Source organism: Robertmurraya mangrovi, from assembly GCF_034427655.1.
In the GTDB taxonomy this organism is placed as follows: domain Bacteria; phylum Bacillota; class Bacilli; order Bacillales; family Cytobacillaceae; genus Robertmurraya_A; species Robertmurraya_A mangrovi.
The window spans coordinates 140208-164328 of sequence record NZ_JAXOFX010000004.1 but is presented as its reverse complement, the minus strand read 5'-3'; the positions used below and the strand labels follow the sequence as shown (position 1 = coordinate 164328).

Annotated in this window: 20 protein-coding genes; 1 reads left to right on the top strand and 19 read right to left on the bottom strand. The window is 37.9% G+C overall.

From position 1 onward, the window contains the following. Positions 1 to 363: 363 nt before the first annotated feature. The 9 genes from SM124_RS08525 to SM124_RS08485 form a co-directional block, all read right to left on the bottom strand. Positions 364 to 810, bottom strand: coding sequence for a lipoprotein (locus tag SM124_RS08525; RefSeq protein ID WP_322446089.1), 447 nt, complete (start codon positions 808 to 810; stop codon positions 364 to 366). Between the two features lie 162 nt (positions 811 to 972). Further along, entirely contained in the window at positions 973 to 1596 is a 624-nt protein-coding gene (locus SM124_RS08520) for a thymidine kinase (protein WP_322446088.1), read from the bottom strand. 189 nt (positions 1597 to 1785) lie between these two features. Continuing rightward, positions 1786 to 1998 carry a 50S ribosomal protein L31 gene (gene rpmE / locus SM124_RS08515; protein ID WP_322446087.1) on the bottom strand — a complete coding sequence of 71 codons (213 nt, stop codon included), beginning with the start codon at positions 1996 to 1998 and terminating at the stop codon, positions 1786 to 1788. A gap of 130 nt (positions 1999 to 2128) precedes the next feature. Further along, a complete protein-coding gene (gene rho, locus SM124_RS08510) occupies positions 2129 to 3403 on the bottom strand; it encodes a transcription termination factor Rho (protein ID WP_407691389.1) in 1275 nt (424 codons plus the stop codon). 382 nt (positions 3404 to 3785) lie between these two features. Beyond that, a complete protein-coding gene (glpX, locus tag SM124_RS08505) occupies positions 3786 to 4751 on the bottom strand; it encodes a class II fructose-bisphosphatase (protein ID WP_322446086.1) in 966 nt (321 codons plus the stop codon). A gap of 87 nt (positions 4752 to 4838) precedes the next feature. After that, complete coding sequence (murA, locus tag SM124_RS08500) at positions 4839 to 6125, bottom strand: UDP-N-acetylglucosamine 1-carboxyvinyltransferase (protein ID WP_322446085.1); 1287 nt, start codon at positions 6123 to 6125, stop codon at positions 4839 to 4841. 384 nt (positions 6126 to 6509) lie between these two features. Next, the gene (fsa, locus tag SM124_RS08495) at positions 6510 to 7154 is read right to left on the bottom strand and encodes a fructose-6-phosphate aldolase (protein WP_322446084.1); all 645 of its coding nucleotides are present in this window, start codon (positions 7152 to 7154) and stop codon (positions 6510 to 6512) included. A 111-nt stretch (positions 7155 to 7265) separates the two neighbouring features. Next, positions 7266 to 8123, bottom strand: coding sequence for a class II fructose-bisphosphate aldolase (locus tag SM124_RS08490; RefSeq protein WP_322446083.1), 858 nt, complete (start codon positions 8121 to 8123; stop codon positions 7266 to 7268). A gap of 248 nt (positions 8124 to 8371) precedes the next feature. Then, on the bottom strand, positions 8372 to 8743 hold the full coding sequence (locus SM124_RS08485) for a response regulator (protein WP_322446082.1): 372 nt from the start codon (positions 8741 to 8743) through the stop codon (positions 8372 to 8374). Between the two features lie 526 nt (positions 8744 to 9269). Between SM124_RS08485 and SM124_RS08480 the strand changes: the two genes are divergently transcribed. Continuing rightward, positions 9270 to 9809: a DUF2529 domain-containing protein gene (locus SM124_RS08480; RefSeq protein WP_322446081.1), complete on the top strand. Its 540-nt coding sequence runs from the start codon at positions 9270 to 9272 to the stop codon at positions 9807 to 9809. Between the two features lie 45 nt (positions 9810 to 9854). Here the strand turns inward: SM124_RS08480 and pyrG are convergent, their stop codons facing one another. The 10 genes from pyrG to SM124_RS08430 all read right to left on the bottom strand — a co-directional run bounded on the left by pyrG (position 9855) and on the right by SM124_RS08430 (position 24043). Beyond that, positions 9855 to 11456, bottom strand: a complete 1602-nt coding sequence (pyrG, locus tag SM124_RS08475; protein ID WP_322446080.1) for a CTP synthase — start codon at positions 11454 to 11456, stop codon at positions 9855 to 9857. A gap of 362 nt (positions 11457 to 11818) precedes the next feature. Beyond that, on the bottom strand, positions 11819 to 12397 hold the full coding sequence (gene rpoE / locus SM124_RS08470; protein ID WP_322446079.1) for a DNA-directed RNA polymerase subunit delta: 579 nt from the start codon (positions 12395 to 12397) through the stop codon (positions 11819 to 11821). Between the two features lie 219 nt (positions 12398 to 12616). After that, positions 12617 to 12787: a hypothetical protein gene (locus SM124_RS08465; RefSeq protein WP_322446078.1), complete on the bottom strand. Its 171-nt coding sequence runs from the start codon at positions 12785 to 12787 to the stop codon at positions 12617 to 12619. Between the two features lie 196 nt (positions 12788 to 12983). Further along, positions 12984 to 16250 (bottom strand): fused isobutyryl-CoA mutase/GTPase IcmF, encoded by a 3267-nt coding sequence (gene icmF, locus SM124_RS08460; protein WP_322446077.1) that lies wholly within the window; start codon positions 16248 to 16250, stop codon positions 12984 to 12986. Between the two features lie 43 nt (positions 16251 to 16293). Then, the gene (locus SM124_RS08455) at positions 16294 to 16932 is read right to left on the bottom strand and encodes a TetR/AcrR family transcriptional regulator (protein WP_322446076.1); all 639 of its coding nucleotides are present in this window, start codon (positions 16930 to 16932) and stop codon (positions 16294 to 16296) included. Positions 16933 to 17152: 220 nt separating this feature from the next. Then, a complete protein-coding gene (locus tag SM124_RS08450; RefSeq protein ID WP_322446075.1) occupies positions 17153 to 18292 on the bottom strand; it encodes an acyl-CoA dehydrogenase in 1140 nt (379 codons plus the stop codon). 41 nt (positions 18293 to 18333) lie between these two features. Further along, positions 18334 to 19464, bottom strand: a complete 1131-nt coding sequence (locus SM124_RS08445) for an acyl-CoA dehydrogenase (RefSeq protein ID WP_322446074.1) — start codon at positions 19462 to 19464, stop codon at positions 18334 to 18336. 71 nt (positions 19465 to 19535) lie between these two features. Further along, positions 19536 to 20390, bottom strand: a complete 855-nt coding sequence (locus tag SM124_RS08440; RefSeq protein ID WP_322446073.1) for a 3-hydroxybutyryl-CoA dehydrogenase — start codon at positions 20388 to 20390, stop codon at positions 19536 to 19538. Between the two features lie 44 nt (positions 20391 to 20434). After that, on the bottom strand, positions 20435 to 21622 hold the full coding sequence (locus tag SM124_RS08435) for an acetyl-CoA C-acetyltransferase (protein ID WP_322446072.1): 1188 nt from the start codon (positions 21620 to 21622) through the stop codon (positions 20435 to 20437). Between the two features lie 309 nt (positions 21623 to 21931). Continuing rightward, positions 21932 to 24043: a (Fe-S)-binding protein gene (locus SM124_RS08430; protein WP_322446071.1), complete on the bottom strand. Its 2112-nt coding sequence runs from the start codon at positions 24041 to 24043 to the stop codon at positions 21932 to 21934. Positions 24044 to 24121 lie beyond the last annotated feature (78 nt).

Sequence of the window (24121 nt, the reverse complement as noted above, 5' to 3'; positions counted from 1 at the left end):
ACCTCATCTATATAGTAAAAAGTAATTAATTATATGTTACTTACGATTCAATCCGTTCTTACCCATAACATTATAATTATAGTATAGGTGATTGTTGCAGTCAAAACCAAATCATGATGAAATTTTTTAATGGGTTGTTTAAGTTTGTCCGTTGATTTCCGCTCCAGGCACTTGCTTTCCGCTGGGAGAGATGGGAGCCTCCTCGGCGTGCCGCCTGTGGGGTCTCCCATTCTCTCTATTTCCCGCAGGAGTCAAGTGCCTTCCGCTCCAATCAACTAAGATTAAAATAATCATGAGTAATTTAATAACTATATAGTTAAGGAACCTCCTATGTAAAAAAACATGCTCCCGTTACGAGCATGTTTATCTTCTATCTTCTCGAACTGTAACTTCTACATCATAGGTTGGGATTGCTTTTATTAATAGCTTGTGTAGTCGCGCTTCTGCATCAATTTTTTCCTGTTGTGACAGTTGACCTTTTTTGTAGGCTGTTACCCACATGCGGCGGCCATTCATCCAAATTTGTCCTGGCTCAAATTCGTCTGTGTTATTTATGACCGTTCTCGCCTTTTCTACAATTGATTCATGGTTTACGCGGTTTCGGTCAAAGTCAGGAAAATTAGGATTTTGCTCTGACATATCTCTATCCATTGAATACTCATCATCAAATCCAAATGTCCTGGTTTTAACAAAGGTACGTCCATTTTTGTCATGATTATTATCATAATAACCTTCTGCATTTTGATTTTGAGAACAACCGGTCAATGCAACAACTAAGAGTAAAAGGAATACGAAAATCTTTTTCATCATGTACACCTCCTACTCATAGGATGTCCGCTCTTAATAAGATTATCCTGTAAATAGTGACAGGCACCTGTAATTGAATTGTAATATAAAAGGCACATGTGCTCTTATTTTACATTATCATTACAGGTGCCTGTTTTTTATAAAGGCTATATATGATGGCTATTACTAGTTATCACTATTAACAATTATTTCTGTTGGTTTAATAACATTGGGTGTTTTCGGTACTTCATGATGATGACGACAACGAGGCTCGTATGACTCTGAAGCTCCAACTAAAATAACCGGATCATCGTAAGAAGCTGGACTTCCGTTGATTAAGCGCTGGGTACGACTTGCAGGCGAACCACAAACCGCACATACCGCTTGTAATTTAGTCACAAGTTCAGCAATGGCCATTAGTGCCGGCATTTCCCCGAAAGGTTCACCTCTGAAGTCTTGATCAAGTCCCGCAGCAATGACGCGGTGGCCACTGTCAGCAAGATGTTGAATGACCTTAACTACTTCTGAATCAAAAAATTGAACTTCATCAATAGCAATGAGGTCAACGTCAGCATCAATATATTGAAAAATATCAGTAGAATGTGCAATCGGAGTTGCAATAAATGAAGTTCCATTATGAGATACAACCGCTTCTTCACTATAGCGATTATCAATTTGTGGTTTAAAAACAGCTATTTTTTGCTTTGCAAACTGAGCTCTTCTCACACGTCTAATCAATTCTTCTGATTTTCCTGAGAACATGCTCCCGCAAATGACTTCTACCCAACCGTGATGTTTCATTACGTACATGAACGGCCTCTCCTTCCTCGTTCTTAAATCAAGTAGTAACTGGAGATTTGTATTTTTTATATTATAAAGCTTCGCTATGTAAGGTAGTCTGTTAGCGTAAGCTGGACTTCACAAGATCAATTTAAAACAGCTGCCTTAATTAAAAAACAGGCAAGAAGTGAAAACTTGCCTGTTCTTAAATAAAACTTATTATTGTTGTTGTGATTTAAGGCCGTATTTTTTATTGAAACGGTCAACACGTCCGCCAGCTTCAGCGAATTTTTGACGTCCAGTATAGAATGGATGGCACTCAGAACAAGTCTCGATACGGATTTCGTTTTTAACAGAACCCGTTTCAAACGTGTTACCACAAGCACATGTCACCATTACTTTATTGTACTTTGGATGAATTCCTGCTTTCATTCTTTTCATCTCCTTCCGCCCTGAATCTTTCGAAACAGAGTTATATTATAGCACCATAATAAGTACTATATTTATCAAAAACACACTGTTGTTATTATAACAAGCTCGTTTTAATTTTGCAATATGGGATTTACTCCCTAGAAGATCTTTTCGCCTTCATCTCTTCATCAAGCTGGGCAAAGAATTCTTCATTTGATTTTGTTTGTTTTAACTTACGCATAAACTTATCAATGAAGTCTGGTGTATCGGACATAGACTTGCGAATTGCCCAAAGTTTATCAAGATGTTCTTTAGGAATCAGAAGTTCTTCTTTACGAGTTCCGGAACGGCGAATATCAATCGCAGGGAAAATACGACGTTCTGCGAGTGAACGATCAAGATGAAGTTCCATATTTCCTGTACCTTTAAATTCTTCGTAGATTACGTCATCCATTCTAGAACCAGTATCTACTAGTGCCGTTGCTAGAATCGTTAAGCTTCCACCTTCTTCAATGTTACGTGCCGCTCCAAAGAAGCGTTTTGGACGGTGGAATGCAGCAGGGTCAATCCCCCCTGATAGTGTACGTCCACTTGGAGGAATAACAAGGTTATAAGCACGAGCAAGACGAGTAATACTATCCATTAAAATAATAACGTCACGTTTATGTTCAACTAGACGCATCGCACGCTCTAGTACAAGCTCAGCTACTTTAATGTGATTCTCTGGTACTTCATCAAACGTTGAACTAACTACATCACCAGCAACTGAACGCTCAATATCTGTTACCTCTTCCGGGCGCTCATCAATTAGTAGAACGATCAACTCCGCATCTGGATGATTCGTTGTAATGCTATTAGCAATTTGCTTTAATAACATCGTTTTACCTGCTTTAGGTGGAGCTACGATTAATCCACGTTGCCCAAACCCAACCGGTGCAATTAAGTCAATAATTCGAGTAGATGTATGCTTCGGCGTCGTCTCTAGCTTCATTTGTCGGTCTGGATATAAAGGCGTTAATGCCGGGAAGTGAACACGCTCTTTTGCTGACTCTGGGTCATCCCCATTGACCGCTCCAACATGTAAAAGTCCAAAATAACGCTCATTCTCTTTAGGAGGACGTACCTTACCAGATACCTTATCCCCATTACGTAAATCAAATCTTCTAATTTGAGAGGCAGAAATGTAAATATCTTCAGAGCTTGGAGAGTAATTAATTGGTCTTAAGAAACCAAACCCTTCCGACTGAATGATTTCAAGAACACCTTCCATAAAGAAGTATCCTTCTTGTTCTGCTCGAGCTTTTAAGATTGCAAAAATAAGCTCTTTCTTCGTTAATTTACTGTAGTAAGAGACTTTAAAAGTTTTCGCTAACTCATAAAGTTCTTTTAATTTCATATTTTCTAAACTAGAAATTGTTAATTCCATTATGACACCACTCTTAAAAATTTTAGTATTCCACTTTTGGAAAAGGATAAGTTAGTTTGAGGCTTCATGAAGTTTTAGAAGAGAGTAAAGATAGGCATATTATATCTTTCAACCTGCTAGCTTTCGATGGAAAACCTGCAAATAATAAGTATGAAAAAGTTCCATGGTTTCTAGCATTCATTGATAGAACTTGTCTCATTTAGCTTAATTAAACAAAAACAATCTCTATTTTACCCCTTAGACTAAAAAATAATCAACTAGTTTTTTATAGGCTTTAGTTTTAAAGGAATAAAAGAGGAAGGATTGATTGAGGAGGTATCCTTGTTAAAAAACAAGAATACCTCTATTGTAAGGGTTTGCAAAATTTATTTTAAAAATTTTATTATGGTTTAATGACTAGATTAGGCTTTTTCTTCAAGCTATGACGACCTTCTACAAAACGAACTGTACCAGATTTAGCTCTCATAACAAGCGAGTGTGTTGATCCGTAAGAACCTTTAAACTGCACTCCACGAAGTAGTTCTCCATCTGTTACACCTGTTGCAGCAAAAATAGCATCATCGCCTTTTACTAAGTCTTCCATAAGAAGAACTTTATTCACATCTAAGCCCATCTTAACACAGCGTTCTAATTCTGCATCGCTTTGTGGAAGAAGCTTACCTTGAATTTCTCCACCTAGACATTTTAATGCAACTGCTGCTAGTACCCCTTCAGGTGCACCGCCAGAACCAAATAAAATATCTACACCAGTCGTATCAAAAGCAGTATTGATTGCTCCTGCAACATCACCATCATTAATTAACTTAATACGAGCTCCCGCTTCCCTGAGCTCTGCGATAATTTGTTGATGACGAGGACGATTCAAAACCGTAGCCACAACATCTTCAATATCTTTATTTTTTGCTTTTGCAACGGCTTTAAGGTTATCCAATACAGAAGCATTAATATCGACTAATCCAACTGCCTCTGGACCTACAGCAATTTTATCCATATACATATCTGGAGCATGAAGTAAGTTGCCATGGTCTGCAACAGCTAAAACCGCTAAGGCATTCCATCCACCTGATGCTACAATGCTTGTTCCTTCTAACGGATCCACCGCTACGTCCACTCTAGGGCCGTAGCCTGTTCCTAGTTTTTCTCCGATATAAAGCATTGGAGCTTCATCCATTTCCCCTTCACCAATGACAACTGTCCCTTTCATAGGAACTGTATCAAATACGTCTCTCATTGCTGATGTTGCTGCACCATCTGCTTCGTCTTTTAACCCTCTTCCCATCCAACGTGCAGAAGCTAAGGCAGCTCCTTCTGTTACACGGACAAGTTCCATTGATAAACTTCTTTCCATCCGTTTCTTCCTCCCCAAAATCTTGTTGTTTATCTCTATATTTAAATAAATTACTAACAAAAAATTAGTACAGCTTAACGTAGTTCATTAAGCATTTTTTATCTGCTCAATTTCCTCTTTCGTTAATGCTTCACGCCAGATAGTTGCACCAAGCCCTTGCAGTTTTTCTACAAGTTCACTGTAACCTCGATCAATATGTTCAAGTCCAGTTACTTCTGTAATTCCTTCAGCCATTAATCCAGCAATGACTAATGCAGCTCCCGCTCGTAAATCACTTGCCTTTACCTTTGCACCTTGCAATTGTGCTTGTCCATTAATGATAGCAGAGCGACCTTCTACCTTAATATTGGCATTCATTCTTCTTAGCTCATCAATATGTTTAAAACGAGCTCCGTAGATTGTATCGGTTACCATACTTGTACCTTCTGCTCTTGTTAATAAAGAGGTAAATGGTTGTTGAAGATCGGTAGGAAACCCAGGATAGACAAGTGTTTTAATATCTACTGCTTTTAATGACTCTGACTTCCCTACAAAAACCTGGTCATCTCCAGCTTCAATATGAGCACCCATTTCTCGTAACTTTGCAATAAGAGATTCTAGATGCTGTGGAATGATATTATCGATTAAAAGACCTTCCCCTACTGAAGCCCCTAGTATTAAATAAGTACCCGCTTCAATTCGGTCAGGAATGATGGTGTGTTGACATCCATGAAGTTCGTCTACTCCGTCAATCCGAATAACATCCGTTCCAGCACCTTTAATTTTAGCACCCATATTTGTTAAAAGCGTAGCTACATCTATAATTTCTGGTTCTTTTGCTGCATTTTCAATGATCGTCCGACCTTTTGCACGCACAGCAGCTAACATAATATTAATTGTTGCACCGACACTAACTACATCTAAGTAAATCCTAGCTCCACGAAGTTCATCTGCCCTTAAATAGATGGCACCTTGTTCGTTCGTTACACGTGCACCTAATGCTTCAAACCCTTTAATATGTTGGTCAATCGGTCTAGGTCCTAAATGGCATCCTCCTGGTAACCCGATAACCGCCTTTTTAAAGCGTCCAAGCATTGCTCCCATTAAGTAATAGGATGCACGGAGTTTTTTCACTTTTCCGTTAGGTAACGGCATGGAAATCATGGATGAAGGGTCTACTGTCATATTACCATCTTTAAATTCGACGGACCCACCTACTTCTTCAAGCAATCCTTTTAAAATTTGAACGTCAGATATATCAGGTATCCCTTCAATTGTAACCGTTGATTCTGCTAGTATTGTAGCTGGAATCAATGCAACTGCACTATTTTTTGCCCCACTGATTCTGACTGTTCCTTTTAATGGATAGCCACCTGCAATCATAAGCTTTTCCATTTGTGACTCCCTTCTAAGCCGAGTTGTCAAGTGCAACTGTAAAGTAATAAGAAGACATCAACTTTGAATCAAACTTAAACTATATAGACCTGTTCCGGTCTATATAGTTCAGTATGTAAAATATCTTATTTCTCCACAAACATTGCATTTATATGGCTTACTAATATTTTTGCCGGAGCATTACCTATATAACTTAAGATAGCAAAATTTATTCGAGGTACTTTTTTCCAGTACAATTAGGCAAAATCCGACATATTATCCTTATCCATATAGTTTACACGAAAATGCAAAGTTCATGTATGCATATTGAAAAAAGTTGTATTTTTTTGCAAAAATTTATTTTCCATTACTGACAAGAGGGAATTATTTCATAAGTTGAAAGCTTTAAGATCGGTTATTCCAATCTTTTAAGAATGCCTCAATTCCCTTATCCGTTAAAGGATGGTGGAAAAGTTGCATTATCACTTTGTATGGAATGGTCGCAATATGCGCACCTCTAATGGCAGCTTCCGTTACATGCTGTGGGTGGCGTATGGAGGCAGCGATAATTTCTGTCTCTATTTGATGAACTTCAAATATCTCTGAAATGGTTGAGATTAAATCCAGTCCATTTTGACCGATATCATCTAATCTACCAATAAATGGGGATACGTATGTAGCACCTGCTCTAGCAGCAAGTAAAGCCTGATTGGCATTAAAAATTAAAGTGACATTCGTTTTGATGCCATCCTTTGAAAAAGCATGTACAGCCTTTAAACCATCCGGAGTCATCGGTACCTTAATCGTAATATTAGGAGCGATTTTTGCAAGCTCTTTTCCTTCCTTAATCATTCCCTCTGCATCCAGGGCAATCACCTCTGCACTTACTGAACCTGGCACCAATTCCGTAATTTCTCGAAGGCGATCCTCAAAAGTAACATTCTTTTCTTTTGCCACTAGTGAAGGATTAGTCGTTACACCAGCAATAATTCCAAGTGAAAAAGCCTCTTTAATCTCTTCCATATTAGCAGTATCGATAAAAATCTTCATAGACAAAATCCACTCCCCATTTTCATTATTCGACTATATTTTCATTTTCATTAAAATGCACTGAAACCGCCTTTCATAAAAAAGGCGGTTTCTGTATATTTTTGAAAAATATTATGCTTTGTTTGAAGAACCAAATTCGCGCATTTTGCCGATTACTGTCTCTTTAATTGCTTCACGAGCAGGTCCTAAATATTTACGTGGGTCATAAACTTCACTATCTTTCGCTAATACTTCACGTACCACTTTTGCTGATGCAATTTGGTTTTCTGTATTAACGTTAACTTTAGCTGTTCCGAAAGAAATAGCCTTTTGGATATCTTTCGTTGGGATTCCAGTTCCTCCGTGAAGAACTAGAGGTACACCTGTAGCGTTCCCAATCTCTTCCATTTCTTTGAATCCAAGGTTTGGTTCACCCTTGTAAGGACCGTGAACTGAACCTAATGCTGGTGCTAGGCAGTCAATTCCTGTACGTTTAACTAACTCTTCACACTCTTTAGGGTCAGCATAGATAACGCCCTCAGCGATAACATCGTCTTCTTGTCCCCCAACAGTTCCTAATTCAGCTTCAACAGATACACCTTTTGAGTGCGCATATTCCACAACTTTAGAAGTAGTTTCAATGTTTTGCTCAAATGGATCATGTGATGCATCAATCATAACTGAAGTGAAACCAGCGTCAATTGCTTCTTTACACTTATCGAAACTAGAACCATGGTCTAAATGAATAGCCACTGGAACTGTAATTTTGTAGTCTTCTAATAAACCTTCAACCATTTTCACAACCGTTTTGAAACCGCCCATATAACGAGCAGCTCCTTCAGATACACCTAAAATAACAGGTGATTTTTCTGCTTCAGCAGCTTGAAGAATCGCTTGTGTAAACTCAAGGTTATTTAAGTTAAATTGACCAACTGCATAGCCTTCTGCTTTTGCTTTATTTAACATTTCTTTCATTGAAACTAAAGGCATCTTTCTTCCTCCTTATTCATGACGATCTTCACTTTTTCATTGTTTCCCAGTATAAAGGTTTCCCTTGAAAAACAGACAATATGTAAAAAAGAAACAATATTAAAAATGAAAATAATCCTGGAATTCATCTGTATCATATCAAAACAGAAAAAGAATTGCTATCCTTCACATCTTGTTTTTGTCAATGTCTTAAAATTGTTAAAAAAGCAAACGCTATCATTTAAAAAAGTTTACCTAAATATACATATTTAGCTTAATTTAACTGGTAAATACTTTTTAACAGCTGCTCTAATATCATCAATATCGAAAGGTTTTGCAAAGTGAGTAAGTGCACCCAAATCTTTTGCTTCTTGTATCATATCTAATTCGCCATATGCGGTCATAATAATGACACGAATATCTTGATCAATTACTTTCATTCTTTTTAAAATTTCTATACCATCCATACCAGGAATTTTCATGTCTAGTAAAACTAGATCTGGCGAGTGTTTTGTAACGATGTCAAGAGCCTGTACGCCATTAGCTGCTTGAAAAGTGTCGTAGCCTTCTTTTTGAAGGACCTCATTTAGCAATATACGAATACCAAATTGGTCATCAACAATTAATATTTTCCCTTTCATAAAAGGCACCTCTTCCCCTCATTTTTTGTTTTACTAAGATGTTTAATATTTCTCTTCCATGGCTAACTATATAATTTTACACTCTATTTTCCTTTTGCCTCCCAATTAATTCTATTTTTGTTTATGAAATTCCTTCTAAGTTTTTACTTTTTCATCTATTCTTAAGAATTTTTCTCAATTAGCCTCTACATGTAATAATTGTAAACGGGAAAATTTAAAAATACTATTGCTAAATGAGGCAAATTCAAATTTTTTACAACTCTCTTAAGTTTGAGTGTTGATTTCCGCTCCTGGAGCTTGCTTTCCGCGGGGTGGTCGGGGAGCCTCCTCGTTGCTGTCGCAACTGTGGGGTCTCCCCTGTACCACTGCTCCCGCAGGAGTCAAGCACCATCCGCTTCAATCAACACGACTAAAAAATTTTAAATTGCTTTATAAATCTTTTCTAAAATTTGTACTTTATTTTACCTTTAACCTTCATTTCTCTATAATCAAAGAATCTACTTTATCGATTTTTGGAGGGTCTTTTATGCTTAAAATGTTTACGACACAATTAACTGGATTGTTAAACAGGATACATGAAAAGGAAGAGTTTGCTTTTGAGGATGGGGCAAGGTTACTTGCTCAAGCAACTGTTGGTGACGGTAATATTTATGTTTATGGAGTAGGAGAAATGAAGGCTGTTGAGGCAGAGGCCATACATGGAGCTGAACCTTTAACACATGCTAAAGTGCTTCATATTGAAGATGTTGATTCACTTCAATTAGCAGATCGAGTTATACTGGTTACTCGTTATACTCATGATGAAAAGGCACTTCAAATCGGCAAATCTCTATTAGCACAAGGAATCCCCTTTATCTCTATTGCTACTCATGTGAATTCGGATGGAGAAAGCCTAGCTGACATAAGTGATGTACATATTGACTTAAACCTAAAAAAGGGGTTACTACCTGATGAGGTAGGAAACCGCTTCGGATACCCAGCTTCTATGGCCGCTTTGTTTGTCTATTATGGTTTAAAGTTCACACTAGATGAAATTATTGCTGAGAATGAGGAAGAGCTGGATTAACCATAAAAATGGGCTGACCCCTTACAAGAGGTCAGCCCTACTTTATTATAAACGAGATTTTAAAGAAGCTTCGATAAAGTCTCTAAATAATGGTTGTGGTCTTTCTGGTCTTGATGTAAATTCAGGATGGAATTGAGATGCTACGAACCAAGGGTGATCTTTTAGCTCAATGATTTCGACTAAACGGCCATCCGGGCTTGTGCCAGAGAAGATGAATCCTGCTTTTTCCATCTCTTGACGGTATTGATTGTTAAACTCGTAACGATGACGGTGACGCTCGTAAACAACCTCATCATTATAAGCAGCAAATGCTTTTGTTCCCTCTTCTAATTTACATGGATATAGTCCAAGACGAAGAGTTCCACCTAGATCCTCGATATCCTTTTGTTCCGGTAAAAGGTCGATGATAGCATATGGTGTTTTTGGATCGATTTCTGCAGAGTGAGCACCTTCTAGTCCAAGTACGTTTCTCGCATACTCGATAGATGCTAGTTGCATACCTAAGCAAATACCTAAGAAAGGCTTGTTGTTTTCACGTGCATATTGAGTAGCAAGAATTTTCCCTTCGATACCACGGTCACCGAATCCACCAGGTACTAAAATTCCGTCTACATCTTCTAATAACTCATTAACATTTTCAGCCGTTACTTCTTCAGAATTGATCCATTTAATATCAATTTCTGAATCAAATGCATAACCAGCATGCTTCATCGCTTCAACTACTGAAATATAAGCATCTTGAAGCTCAACGTACTTCCCAACTAAAGCGATTCTAGTTGTTTTTGATAAGTTGCGAACTTTATCTAATAACTTAGTCCACTCCGTCATATCCGCATCATGGCATTGAAGTTTTAAGTGATCACATACGATTTGATCCATGTTTTGTTCTTGTAATGCAAGAGGAACAGCATATAATGTATCAGCGTCACGTGCTTCGATAACTGCTTTTGTATCGATATCGCAGAATAGTGCAATCTTATCTTTCATGTCTTGAGATACAGGCATTTCTGTACGAACAACAATAATATTTGGTTGAATACCTAAGCTTCTTAACTCTTTCACACTGTGTTGAGTAGGTTTTGTTTTCATTTCTCCAGCTGCTTTAATATAAGGAATTAAAGTACAGTGGATGTACATAACGTTGTCGCGTCCGATGTCACTTTTAATTTGACGGATTGCTTCTAAGAATGGAAGTGATTCAATATCTCCAACTGTTCCACCAATTTCCGTAATAACTACGTCTGCACCCGTTTCACGTCCAGCACGGAAAACTCTCTCTTTAATTTCATTTGTAATGTGTGGAATAACCTGAACCGTTCCACCTAAGTAGTCTCCACGACGTTCCTTTTTAAGTACAGTTGAATAAATCTTACCTGTTGTAATGTTGTTAAACTTTGTTAAGTTAATATCAATGAAACGCTCATAGTGACCTAAGTCTAAGTCTGTTTCAGCGCCATCACCTGTTACGAAAACCTCACCATGTTGGTATGGACTCATTGTACCTGGGTCTACGTTGATGTATGGGTCAAACTTTTGAATCGTTACACTTAATCCTCGGTTTTTTAATAATCTTCCTAGTGATGCTGCTGTAATACCTTTCCCTAGTGACGATACAACGCCACCTGTTACGAAAATATACTTTGTCATGTAAAATCCCCCTCTTAATCAGTTTGTACTATTAGACTTTGCTTAAATATAGATTTATATAATTTTAACGGTAGGGGATGAGATGATTTTTGTTTCATGGTTCTCGCAAGGTATCTTTACTAAAGATTACTCCGATCAACCTACATTACACTGCGTTCGAAAAAGTGTGATCATCTAATAAATAAAATAACAGTCCCGTTTCATTCATTTGTTTTTATCCCTAGTGACTTAAGAAATAAAAAACAAAAAACGCTCCACTTACTAATAAAAGTAAGGGAGCGCTAATTATATGCTTTATCGTCCTTTTTTAAGGAGCCCAAAAATGATTCTACAAGTCTACAATGAAAAAGTCAACCCTGTTTTTAACGGTCTTCCTCGTCCTCTGCATCGAAGTCATCTTCATCTTCGTCATCTTCTTCATCATCTAAATCATAATCTTCGTCTTCAATCACTTCTTCGTCTTCTTCAAAATCATCATCGTCGTCAGCATCAAGGTCTTCTTCTAATAAATCGTCATCGTCGTCGTCTTCATCTAGTTCATCAACATCGTCAAAATCATCGACATCATCATAATCGATATCGTCTTCTTCCAACTCATCATATTCTTCGATATCTAGATCCTCATCGTCAGCAACCTTTTTCTTCTTCTTAGGTTTAACTTGAGTAACCGTTTCTTCTTCCGTTTGATCAACTGGATACCATACTCTTAAGCCCCAACGATTTTCACCTTGTGACATGAAGCGACCATCAATATTTAAATCTGTATAAAATTGAGCGATTCTTGCTCTTACTTCCTCTTCTGAAAGCTCAAGTAGTTCTGTAATTTCATCCATAATTTCTTTAAAAGGAATTGCTTGCTTCTTCTCTTTTAATAATTCATAAGCGATTTCAATTAATGATGTTTCTTGCAATTCCTCTTTTGAGAATTGTTTTAGACTCAATATCCGCACTTCCTTTCACTAAATAACAACCGAGTCATATAATAGGCGTTTCTGTTCTTACATTATGACAATAAATAAGAAAAGCCTATCTGTAAAAATTATGTATTCTCTGTTTGCATATTTTACATTATAAACAAAATCTTTGCCTTTATGCTAGTTCTATATGCTATTTCAATGACATTTTTATAATTATGGAGCTAATTTTAATATGTTTGGACTCTATTCTTGATCGTCGTTCTTTTTGGCATGTCGCTTAAGCTGCATCATAGCCAAAGAAAAGAAAAATATGGCTAAAAGGAAAAAGGGAATGGCTCCTAATTGCCATTGGTATAGGTAATATAGAGAAGCAACTGCTCCTACAATAGCTGCAAAAAGAAATATTTGTTTCAAGACCATTCACATCCCGAGTAAAAATCTGCATGTAATTATTTTCATACAAACAGGCTGCTTTCGCTTCTTTGATTATTATATCGGAAATGTTCGGAATTTTGGTAAATATCTAACTAAATTTCCTATATGCTTTTCCTTTTAGAAGGGAAAAATGGCTTATAGTCTACACTATAAGCCATTTAATTTGATTCAAGGATTACATATTTCTTCTATATTGTCCGCCCACTTCGTATAGGGCACGTGTAATTTGTCCAAGACTTGCTACTTTAACTGTTTCCATTAGTTGTTCAAAGATGTTTCCACCATTGACAGCTGCTTCTTTTAACTTTTGAATCGACTCAGCTGTTTTATCACCATTTCTTTGTTGGAATTCAGTTAAGTTAGCAATTTGTAATTCCTTCTCTTCTTTTGTTGCACGAGCAATTTCCATATTATCTACATCTTCTTCTGATGGAGGATTTGGATTTAAGTATGTGTTCACTCCGATAATTGGAAGCTCACCCGTATGCTTTTTCATTTCATAGTGCATAGACTCATCCTGAATTTTTCCACGTTGATATTGAGTTTCCATTGCACCAAGAACTCCACCACGGTCATTTAATCGTTCGAATTCTTGTAAAACCATTTCTTCAACTAAATCCGTTAGTTCTTCAACGATAAATGAACCTTGTAGTGGGTTTTCATTTTTCGTTAAGCCGTGTTCTTTTGTAATAATCATTTGAATAGCCATCGCACGACGAACTGATTCTTCTGTTGGTGTAGTAATTGCCTCATCGTAAGCATTCGTATGAAGAGAGTTACAGTTATCATGTAAAGCCATTAATGCTTGTAATGTTGTACGGATATCATTGAAATCAATCTCTTGAGCATGCAGAGATCGACCTGAAGTTTGAATATGATACTTCAGCTTTTGGCTACGCTCATTTGCACCATACTTATCTCTCATAACTGTTGCCCAAATACGGCGTGCTACACGTCCAATAACCGTATATTCTGGATCAAGACCGTTAGAGAAGAAGAATGAAAGATTCGGTGCAAAATCATCAATATTCATGCCGCGGCTTAAATAGTACTCAACATATGTGAAACCATTAGCTAGCGTAAACGCTAATTGAGAAATCGGGTTCGCCCCTGCTTCAGCAATATGATAACCAGAAATCGAAACAGAGTAATAGTTTCTTACTTTATGGTCAATAAAGTATTGCTGGATATCTCCCATCATTCTTAGAGCAAATTCAGTTGAGAAGATACATGTATTTTGACCTTGATCTTCTTTTAAAATATCAGCCTGAACGGTTCCTCTGACTGTTTGTAAAGTCATCGCTCTTACTTCAGCAAATTCTGCTGGAGTTAACAATCGGCCTAGTTCTTTTTCTTTTACTTCAATTTGCTGTTCAATAGCTGTATTCATGAACATAGCTAAAATGATTGGCGCTGGCCCGTTAATGGTCATTGATACAGAAGTGGACGGATGACATAAGTCAAATCCTGCATATAACTTTTTCATATCATCTAAAGTACAGATGCTTACTCCACTTTCCCCAACCTTACCATATATATCTGGACGGTAGTCTGGATCTTCCCCATATAATGTTACTGAATCAAACGCTGTACTTAAGCGTTTAGCTGAATCATCTTTAGATAGATAATGGAAACGACGGTTTGTTCTTTCAGGTGTTCCTTCTCCAGCGAATTGACGCTTCGGATCTTCACCTTCACGTTTGAACGGGAATACCCCAGCTGTGTAAGGGAATTGTCCTGGAACATTTTCACGATAAACCCAGCGAATAATTTCGCCGTAATCTTTATATTTAGGAAGAGAAACTTTAGGAATGTTTAATCCTGAAAGGCTCTTTGTTTTTAAAATCGTAACGATTTCTTTATCTCTGATTCTAGTAACAAATTGGTCAGAAGCATACATTTCTTTCGTTTGCTCCCAAGTTGTAAGAATTTTTTTCGACTCTGGGCTTAGCTTCGACTCTACTTCCGCTTTTAACGCTTCAAGAGAGGTTAAAACTTCACCGTTTATTTCTCTTTCTTTTACGGCTTCAATCGTACCCTCAAGCTGGAATAGTTTACGAGCTAATTCTACTTGCTCTTCTGCTTTTTTGTGATATTTTCTAACCGTATCTGAGATTTCTCTTAGATAGTAACGACGGTCATTCGGAATAACCACGTTTTGTTTTTCCACTAAAGCATTTTTGCTAAAAGAAGTGGACCAGTTTGTGCTTGTTTTACTGTTTAATACCTCAATTAATGCAGCAAATAATGCGTTCGTACCTGCATCATTAAACTGACTAGCAATTGTACCGTATACTGGCATCTCATCAAGTTCTTTTTCAAATAACATTCTGCTACGTTGGTATTGCTTTTGAACTTGACGTTTTGCATCTTCAGAACCTTTACGCTCAAATTTATTGATTACAATTAGGTCTGCAAAATCAATCATGTCGATTTTTTCTAACTGTGAAGGCGCTCCGAACTCACTTGTCATAATGTACATAGAAACATCACAGATTTCAGTGATTTCTGCATCACCTTGACCAATACCACTAGTCTCAACGATGACAAGGTCGTAACCAGCTGCTTTTACAACTGAGATGGCATCTTTAATCGCAAGAGAAAGCTCACTCTTCGATTTTCTCGTTGCTAAACTTCTCATGTAAACACGAGGATTGAAAATCGCATTCATACGGATACGGTCACCTAATAGTGCACCACCCGTTTTTTGCTTGGTAGGGTCAACCGATAAAATAGCTACTTTTTTATCCGGAATTTCATTGATAAAACGACGAATTAATTCGTCTGTAAGTGAACTCTTACCAGCTCCACCTGTACCTGTAATCCCTAATACAGGGGCTGATTTCTCAATGGATTTAATTTGCTCCATAACTGACTCTACAGCTGCAGCAGCCTCTTTTTCAATACCAACTTGATGCTCAGCTAATGTAATCAGCTTAGCAGTAGCATTAATATCACCTGTTTTTAAATTCTCTAAGTGTTCAGTAGCTTCCGGAGTTACCGTTGGGAAGTCACACTCTTGAATCATCATATCAATCATTCCTTGAAGACCGTGCTGACGACCATCTTCAGGAGAGAAAATACGAGCAATTCCGTAGTTGTGAAGCTCTTTAATTTCGCGAGGGATAATAACCCCACCGCCTCCTCCATAAATACGGATGTGAGGAGCTCCTTTTTCTTTTAAAAGATCATACATATATTTAAAATACTCTACATGTCCGCCTTGGTATGAAGAAATCGCAATCCCCTGTGCATCTTCTTGGATAGCTGCGTTTACTACTTCTTCAACTGATCGGTTATGCCCTAAATGGATAACCTCTGCTCCACTCGCTTGAAGAATACGACGCATGATATTAATGGATGCATCATGACCGTCGAATAAACTTGAAGCCGTTACAAAACGAATATGATTTTTAGGTGTATAGTTACCTTGTGTATTCATCCGTTCTCCCCCTTATCTAAAAATACCCCTTTATAAAACCCTATTAAACTGACTTTTCTTTCACACTTACGATGCCATGAATCAATAAATCGGTTTGAAGTTCGATATATTCATCAAGAGAAACCATCTTTTGAATAGACCATCTTCTAAAGCCCCACATTTGTCCATGAACGACAATGTTATGGGAAAGCATTGAAATTTGTTGTTCAGATAGAGTAAGTTCTCCATTTTCCACACATTTTTGAATCATTCGTTCAAAAATAGCGACCATTTCCATTTCCTTTTTTAATACGTAGGGAAGTGCATCCTTAGAAAGAGACTTGGCTTCTTGGTACATGACAAGGACCTCGTCTTGCATCTCATCCATTACCCGAAAGTAATTGGCTACCCCAACCTTTAAGTTAGCAACTGTCCCCTGATTCGTATCTATATCTCGATTCATTCGTTCTTGTACTTGGTCGTAAATACTATCACACACTAAGTAAAGAACATCTTCTTTTGTTCTAATATATTCATATAACGTTCCAATACTAAATCCTGAAGCCTTCGCAATTTCTCTCGTTGTTGTACGATGGAACCCCTTTTCTTTAAAAAGAGTAACCGCCCCTTTAATCATTTGATTGCGTCGTTTGATTACGAGGCGTTCATCTTTTACCGAAGCATGAACCTCACGCTTTTTCATCGCATCCCCCACCGTGGGGGTCTGACCCCCTTTAGTTTACTAAAGGGGGTCAGACCCTATTTTTAAGAGATAAGACAGTAATCATTTCTGAAGTTAGATTACTGTCTAGCTCCAGGCGCCATCGGCTCGAGTCATAAGCCAATCCGTCTAAAAGGTTAAAAAACAACCTTTAAGCCGGCTCGTCTTATGCTTGTCGCCGATAAACGGGCGCCTTCCGCTTTTATTTCGTCACCATTCGAGAGATTACTAGGCGTTGAATTTCTTGTGTACCTTCATAGATTTGAGTAATTTTTGCATCACGCATGTATCTCTCAACTGGATAGTCTTTTGTATATCCGTATCCACCAAAGATTTGAACTGCTTCTGTTGTTACTTTCATTGCCGTGTCCCCAGCAAATAACTTAGACATTGCTGACTCTTTTCCGTACGGTAATCCTTTTGACTCTAACCATGCTGCTTGGTAAGTTAATAGTCTTGAAGCTTCAATGCTTGTTGCCATATCCGCTAATTTAAAACCAATTCCTTGTTGAGCCGCAATTGGCTTACCAAACTGAACGCGCTCTTTTGCATAGTCAATAGAAGCATCTAGTGCACCTTGTGCGATACCAACTGCTTGTGCAGCAATCCCGTTACGTCCACCATCAAGAGTCATCATCGCTACTTTGAAACCTTCGCCCACTTGGCCAAGTACGTTTTCTACAGGCACTTTGCAATCTTCGAAAATAATTTCAGTTGTAGGTGATGAACGAATTCCTAGCTTTTTCTCTTTCTTTCCAACAGAGAAGCCTGGGAAGTCACTTTCAACGATAAATGCCGTTTGACCTTTATGCTTTTGAGATGCATCTGTGATAGCGAACACTACATAGATATCAGCAATTCCACCATTTGTGATGAAGATTTTAGAACCGTTTAATACGTAGTGATCTCCTTCAAGGCGAGCTGTCGTTCTCATGCCACCAGCATCTGATCCACTTCCTGGTTCAGTTAAACCATATGCACCAATTTTCTCTCCTTGAGCCATTGGACGTAAGTATTTTTGTTTTTGCTCTTCTGTACCAAACGTATAAATAGGCCATCCAGCTAATGAAGTATGAGCAGATAATGTTACACCCGTTGAAGCACAAACACGTGATAACTCCTCTACTGCGATACAATATGCTAAATAGTCACTTCCGATTCCGCCGTACTCTTCTGGCCAAGGAATCCCCGTTAAACCTAACTCAGCCATTTTGTCAAAGATTTCACGGTCAAAGCGCTCTTCTTCGTCTCTTTCTGCCGCTGTTGGAGCTACTTCGTTTCTAGCAAAATCGCGTACCATCTTACGAATCATTTCATGTTCTTCTGATAATTGGAAGTTCATCTTTTATTCCCCCGTCTTGGTTTGGTTTATTAAAATATTTTTTATAGTTGCTTACTAATAACTAGCCTTTGAATTTCACTAGTACCCTCATAAATTTCTGTGATTTTGGCATCACGGAAATAGCGTTCTACTGGATATTCTTCTGTGTACCCATATCCACCAAATACTTGAATCGCTTCTGTTGTTACTTCTACTGCTGTTTTTGAAGCAAATAATTTTGCCATGGATGCTTCCTTACCACAGTTCAAGCCTTTAGAGCGTAAATCTGCTGCACGGTAGATTAATAGTCTTGCTGCTTCAATGTTTGTAGCCATATCCGCTAATTTGAAACCAATTCCTTGTTGAAGAGCAATTGGCTTACCAAATTGTTGACGTTCTTTTGCATAATTAGCCGCTGCTTCAAAAGCTGCCTCAGCAATTCCAAGTGCTTGAGCTGCAATTCCAATACGTCCTACATCTAAGTTACCTAGAGCAATTTTTAAACCTTGGCCTTCACTTCCAAGAAGATTCTCTTTAGGAACACGCATATCTTCAAAAGTAATTTGTACGGTTCTTGAACCATGAAGTCCCATTTTATGTTCATCTTTCCCGATAATTAGACCAGGAGTATCCTTTTCAACAATAAATGCGGATATTCCTTTGTTCCCAGCTTCAGGGTCTGTCGAAGCAAACACGATATAAACATCCGCTTCTCCACCATTTGTGATGAACACTTTTGAGCCATTAATTACGTAATGGTCATCTTTTAAAACAGCTTTTGACTTTAAGCTTCCTGCGTCTGATCCTGCACTTGGTTCAGTTAAGCAAAACGCTCCTAAATATTCACCAGATGCTAGCTTCGGAACATATTTTTGCTTCTGCTCCTCATTTCCGAAATAAAGAATAGGATTTGTACCAACGGATGTATGAACAGATAGAATCACTCCTACTGTTGCACTTACCTTCGACAGTTCATTGATGGCGATAATATACGAGGTAAAATCCATCTCAGCACCGCCATACTGCTCTGGTACAGGAATTCCCATTAAACCAAGCTCAGCCATTTTATTTAAAATCGGTCTTGGAAATTCGCCTTGCTCCATTTTTTCAACAAAAGGAGCGATTTCAGCTTGCGCAAAGTCTCGAACCATTTTGCGCATCATTTCCTGCTCTTCTGTAAATCTCAGATTCATCTATTTTCCCTCCAACACTTTAGCCTTTAGGCGGCTATTGTTGTATATAAAGTTCAGTTCCTTTTAACGTTTTAGAGCTCGTATACGTAGAATCCACGACCAGTTTTACGACCTAACCAGCCAGCTTTTACATATTTTCGAAGCAATGGACATGGGCGGTATTTTGTATCACCGAAGCCTTCATGTAATGTTTCCATGATATAAAGACAAGTATCTAATCCGATAAAATCAGCTAGCGTAAGAGGTCCCATTGGATGATTCATACCAAGCTTCATGACTTCATCAATCGCTTCTTTTGTCGCTACTCCCTCATACAGAGTGTAGATTGCTTCGTTAATCATTGGCATAAGAATTCTATTTGAAACAAACCCTGGGAAGTCATTTACTTCAACAGGTACTTTATTTAATTTTTTTGTAATATCTTCAATGGTTTGATACACTTCATCCGTTGTTGCAAGCCCACGAATGATTTCTACTAATTTCATAACTGGAACTGGATTCATAAAGTGCATTCCAATCACTTTTTCAGGACGATTCGTTACAGCAGCAATTTCAGTAATTGGAAGTGATGATGTATTACTAGCTAAAATCGCATGAGCTGGAGCAATGGAATCTAACTGACTGAAGATTTTTGACTTAATCTCCATGTTTTCTACAGCTGCCTCAATGACTAAGTCAACGTCTTTTGCGTCATTTAAATCTGTTGAAGGAGTTAGATGACTTAACACTTCTTCCATTTGTTCAGCTGTCATTTTTTCCTTCGATACTTGACGAGAAAGGTTTTTATTAATAATTCCTAATCCACGGTCAACAAACTCTTGTTTTAAGTCATTTAATAAGACTGTATAACCAGCAGCCGCACATACTTGAGCGATTCCTGAACCCATTTGTCCTGCACCAATTACCATAATTTTATTAACACTCATTTATTTTCCCCCGTTCATTTTTATAGATTTATATTTTTGAAAACTTATTGTTTTGGTACTTCAATCATTACTGCATCCCCTTGGCCGCCACCGCTACAAATAGCTGCAATACCAATTCCGCCACCTCGGCGCTTTAGCTCATGCATTAACGTAATAATAATTCTTGCTCCACTTGCTCCGATTGGATGCCCTAGTGCTACTGCTCCACCGTTGACATTCACTTTCTCAGGGTCTAAGTTTGCTAGCTTTCCACTTGCTAAAGCGACCGCTGCAAATGCTTCGTTAATTTCAAGTAAATCTATTTCTTCTAATGTTTTACCTGTTTTCTTTAAGATTTCATTGATAACTAAACCAGGTGTTTTCGGAAAATCTTTTGCTTCAGTAGAGATTGCAGCATGGCCAATGATATATGCCTCTGGCTTTCTACCTTCACGTTCTGCACGCTCTTCACTCATTAACACTAAAGCCGCAGCACCATCATTTACTCCAGGAGCATTACCAGCTGTAATCGTTCCTTCTGAATTAAAAACAGGTTTCAATTTTGCTAATTTTTCAATAGAAGTATCTTTTCTTGGAGACTCATCTTGAGAAACTACAATGGGATCTCCTTTTCTTTGCGGAATCTCAACTGCCACAATTTCTTCAGCTAATTTTCCTGATTCAATTGCCTCGATTGCTAGTTGATGACTTCTATAAGCCCATTCGTCTTGTGCTTCGCGACTAAGTTCCATTTCGCTCGCTACAGAATTTCCGTAAGTTCCCATATGAACTCCTGTAAAGCTACAGCTTAGTCCATCGTGAACCATTAAATCCTTAACCGGTGAATCTCCCATTCGTAACCCAAAGCGTGCTTTTGGAAGAATGTATGGAGCATTACTCATCGATTCCATTCCACCAACAATAATGACTTCTTCATCTCCTGCACGAATAATTTGGTCACCTAGAGTTACACTTCTCATTCCAGATGCACAAACTTTATTAATCGTTTCTGTCTTCACTTCCCAAGGCAATCCTGCCTTTTGAGCGGCTTGACGAGAAGGGATTTGTCCTTGTCCCCCTTGGAGAACGGTACCTAAAATGACTTCATTCACTTCTTCACCTTTTACACCAGCACGATTTAAGGCTTCTTTTACTGCGATTGCCCCTAAATCTGAAGCTGTTAAGCTACTTAACGCTCCTCCGAATTTTCCAAAAGGTGTGCGAACTCCGCTAAGAATGACGGTTTTACCCATATAAACCTCTCCTATTCTGAGAATCTATTATTTATTTACAATGTAGTGGAAATCTTTGTTTGAAGATAAAATGGATGACTGATCATGGAGTATTGTTTGTTAATAACTTGACTGAACGCTCGCTCGAGATAAGTTTTTCATAATAGGAGATCGGTTTAAATGATCTCCTTTGAAAGCGCTTTATTTACAATTCTATTTTACAGCAAAAATAGTAGGAATTGAAACACTTTACATAAAATTCTTACAAATTTTTAAGTATGGTGTAATCATTCCTACTATCCTCTAAAACTTATTTAATCTCTACATTTTTTATGACACTAATGTTTGAGGCTCGCCACAAACAGATTTTTCTAGTAATTCAGCTACGTCGTATGTTGAAACGGTTTCTTCAACCTCTTTTGCCTTTGTTCCGTCAGATAACATCGTTAAGCAATATGGACATCCCGCACTAATGACAGATGGATTAACCGCTAAGGCTTGTTCTGTACGAGCCACGTTGATACGGTGTCCTGTTTCTTCTTCCATCCACATTAGACCTCCACCAGCTCCACAGCACATTCCTGTATCGCGGTTTCTTTCCATTTCCACTAACTTCACGCCTGGAATCGCTTTTAAAATATCACGAGGAGCATCGTATACCTCGTTGTAGCGTCCTAAGTAACAAGAATCATGGAATGTAATCGTTTCATTAACCGCAAATTGAGGTTTTAATCTTCCCTCTTTAACTAGTTGAGCTAAAAGTTCTGTATGATGATAAACTTCTGCTTCTAAGCCGAAATCTGGATACTCGTTTTTGAAAATGTTATAAGCGTGCGGATCGATTGTTACGATCTTCTTCACTTCATTCTTTTCAAACTCTTCAATGTTTTTCGTAGCTAGCTCTTGGAACACAAACTCATTTCCTAAACGTCTAGCTGTATCTCCAGAGTTCTTCTCTTTATTTCCTAAAATCGCGAATTTCACGCCTGCTTCATTTAATAATTTAGCAAATGCTAAAGCGATTTTTTGGCTTCGGTTGTCGTAAGATCCCATTGAACCAACCCAGAATAAGTATTCGAACTCTTCGCCCGCTTTACTCATCTCTTTTACTGTTGGTACATGAACATCTTCACGTGCATCACGCCAGTTTTCGCGTTCTTTACGGTTAAGTCCCCAAGGGTTACCTTGACGCTCAATGTTTTGCATTGCTCTTTGTGCATCTGCATCCATTTTCCCTTCTGTTAACACTAGGTAACGACGAAGGTCAATGATTTTATCAACGTGCTCATTCATAACTGGACATTGATCTTCACAGTTACGGCATGTTGTACAAGCCCAGATCTCTTCTTCTGTAATAACTTCGCCAATTAAGCTTGGGCTGTATGCTAATGCTGCTGCAGATTCTTCCATTCCTTTACCTGCTGCTGCAAGAGCAATTTGGTTCCCTTGAGTGTTACCAAAAGCAAACGTTGGTACCCAAGGTTGTTTTTGAGTGACAGCTGCACCGTGATTCGTTAAGTGGTCACGTAATTTAAGGATTAAATCCATTGGTGATAACATTTTTCCTGTGCCAGTTGCTGGACACATATTTGTACAACGTCCACACTCTACACAAGCATATAAGTCGATTAATTGATTTTGAGTGAAATCTTCAATTTTACCAACACCAAAGCTTTCTTGGCTCTCGTCTTCAAAATCAATTTTTGTTAATTTTCCTGGCTTACTTAATCGATTAAAGAATACGTTAGCAGGTCCAGCGATTAAGTGCGCATGTTTTGATTGTGGTACATACACAAGGAATGTTAATAGGAATAATAAATGAATCCACCATGCAATATAGAAAACAACGATAGATGCTGTTTCACCTATCCATGAAAATACTACCGAAAATAGTGACGCAATAGGCTCAGACCATGTTGCTTCATGTCCGTGCCAGATTAAGCTCATTCCGTTACCAAGTAAAACGGAAAGCATTAATCCTCCGATAAAAATTAGTACTAGACCTGATTTAAAATTTCTTTTTAAACGTACTAGTTTTTCAACGTAACGACGGTAAAACGCCCAAATTACCGCTACTAGTATTGTTAACGTTACAATCTCTTGGAAAAATGTAAATGCAGGATATAAAGGACCTAACGGTAGATGAGTTTCCGGTTTAATTCCTTTAATGATAAAATCTATTGCTCCAAATTGAACAAGGATAAATCCATAAAAGAACATAACGTGGATTATTCCACTTTTCTTGTCCTTTAATAATTTCTTTTGGCCAAACACATTTACCCAAACTTTTTGCCAGCGCTCTTTAAGATTATTATCAAACTCAATCTTCTTACCGAGTTTAATAAATTCTAATCTCGTTTTTAAAACATACACGAACAAGCTGGCTGCGTAAGCGGTTACAAGTAAAAATGCAACTAAGTTAATCCATAGTAGTCCATTCATATGCTAGTGTTCCCCTTCCTTATTGTATTTAAGAGTTCCCCTCTAACTCTAACATTTGAGGAAAATTTCAAAACGAAT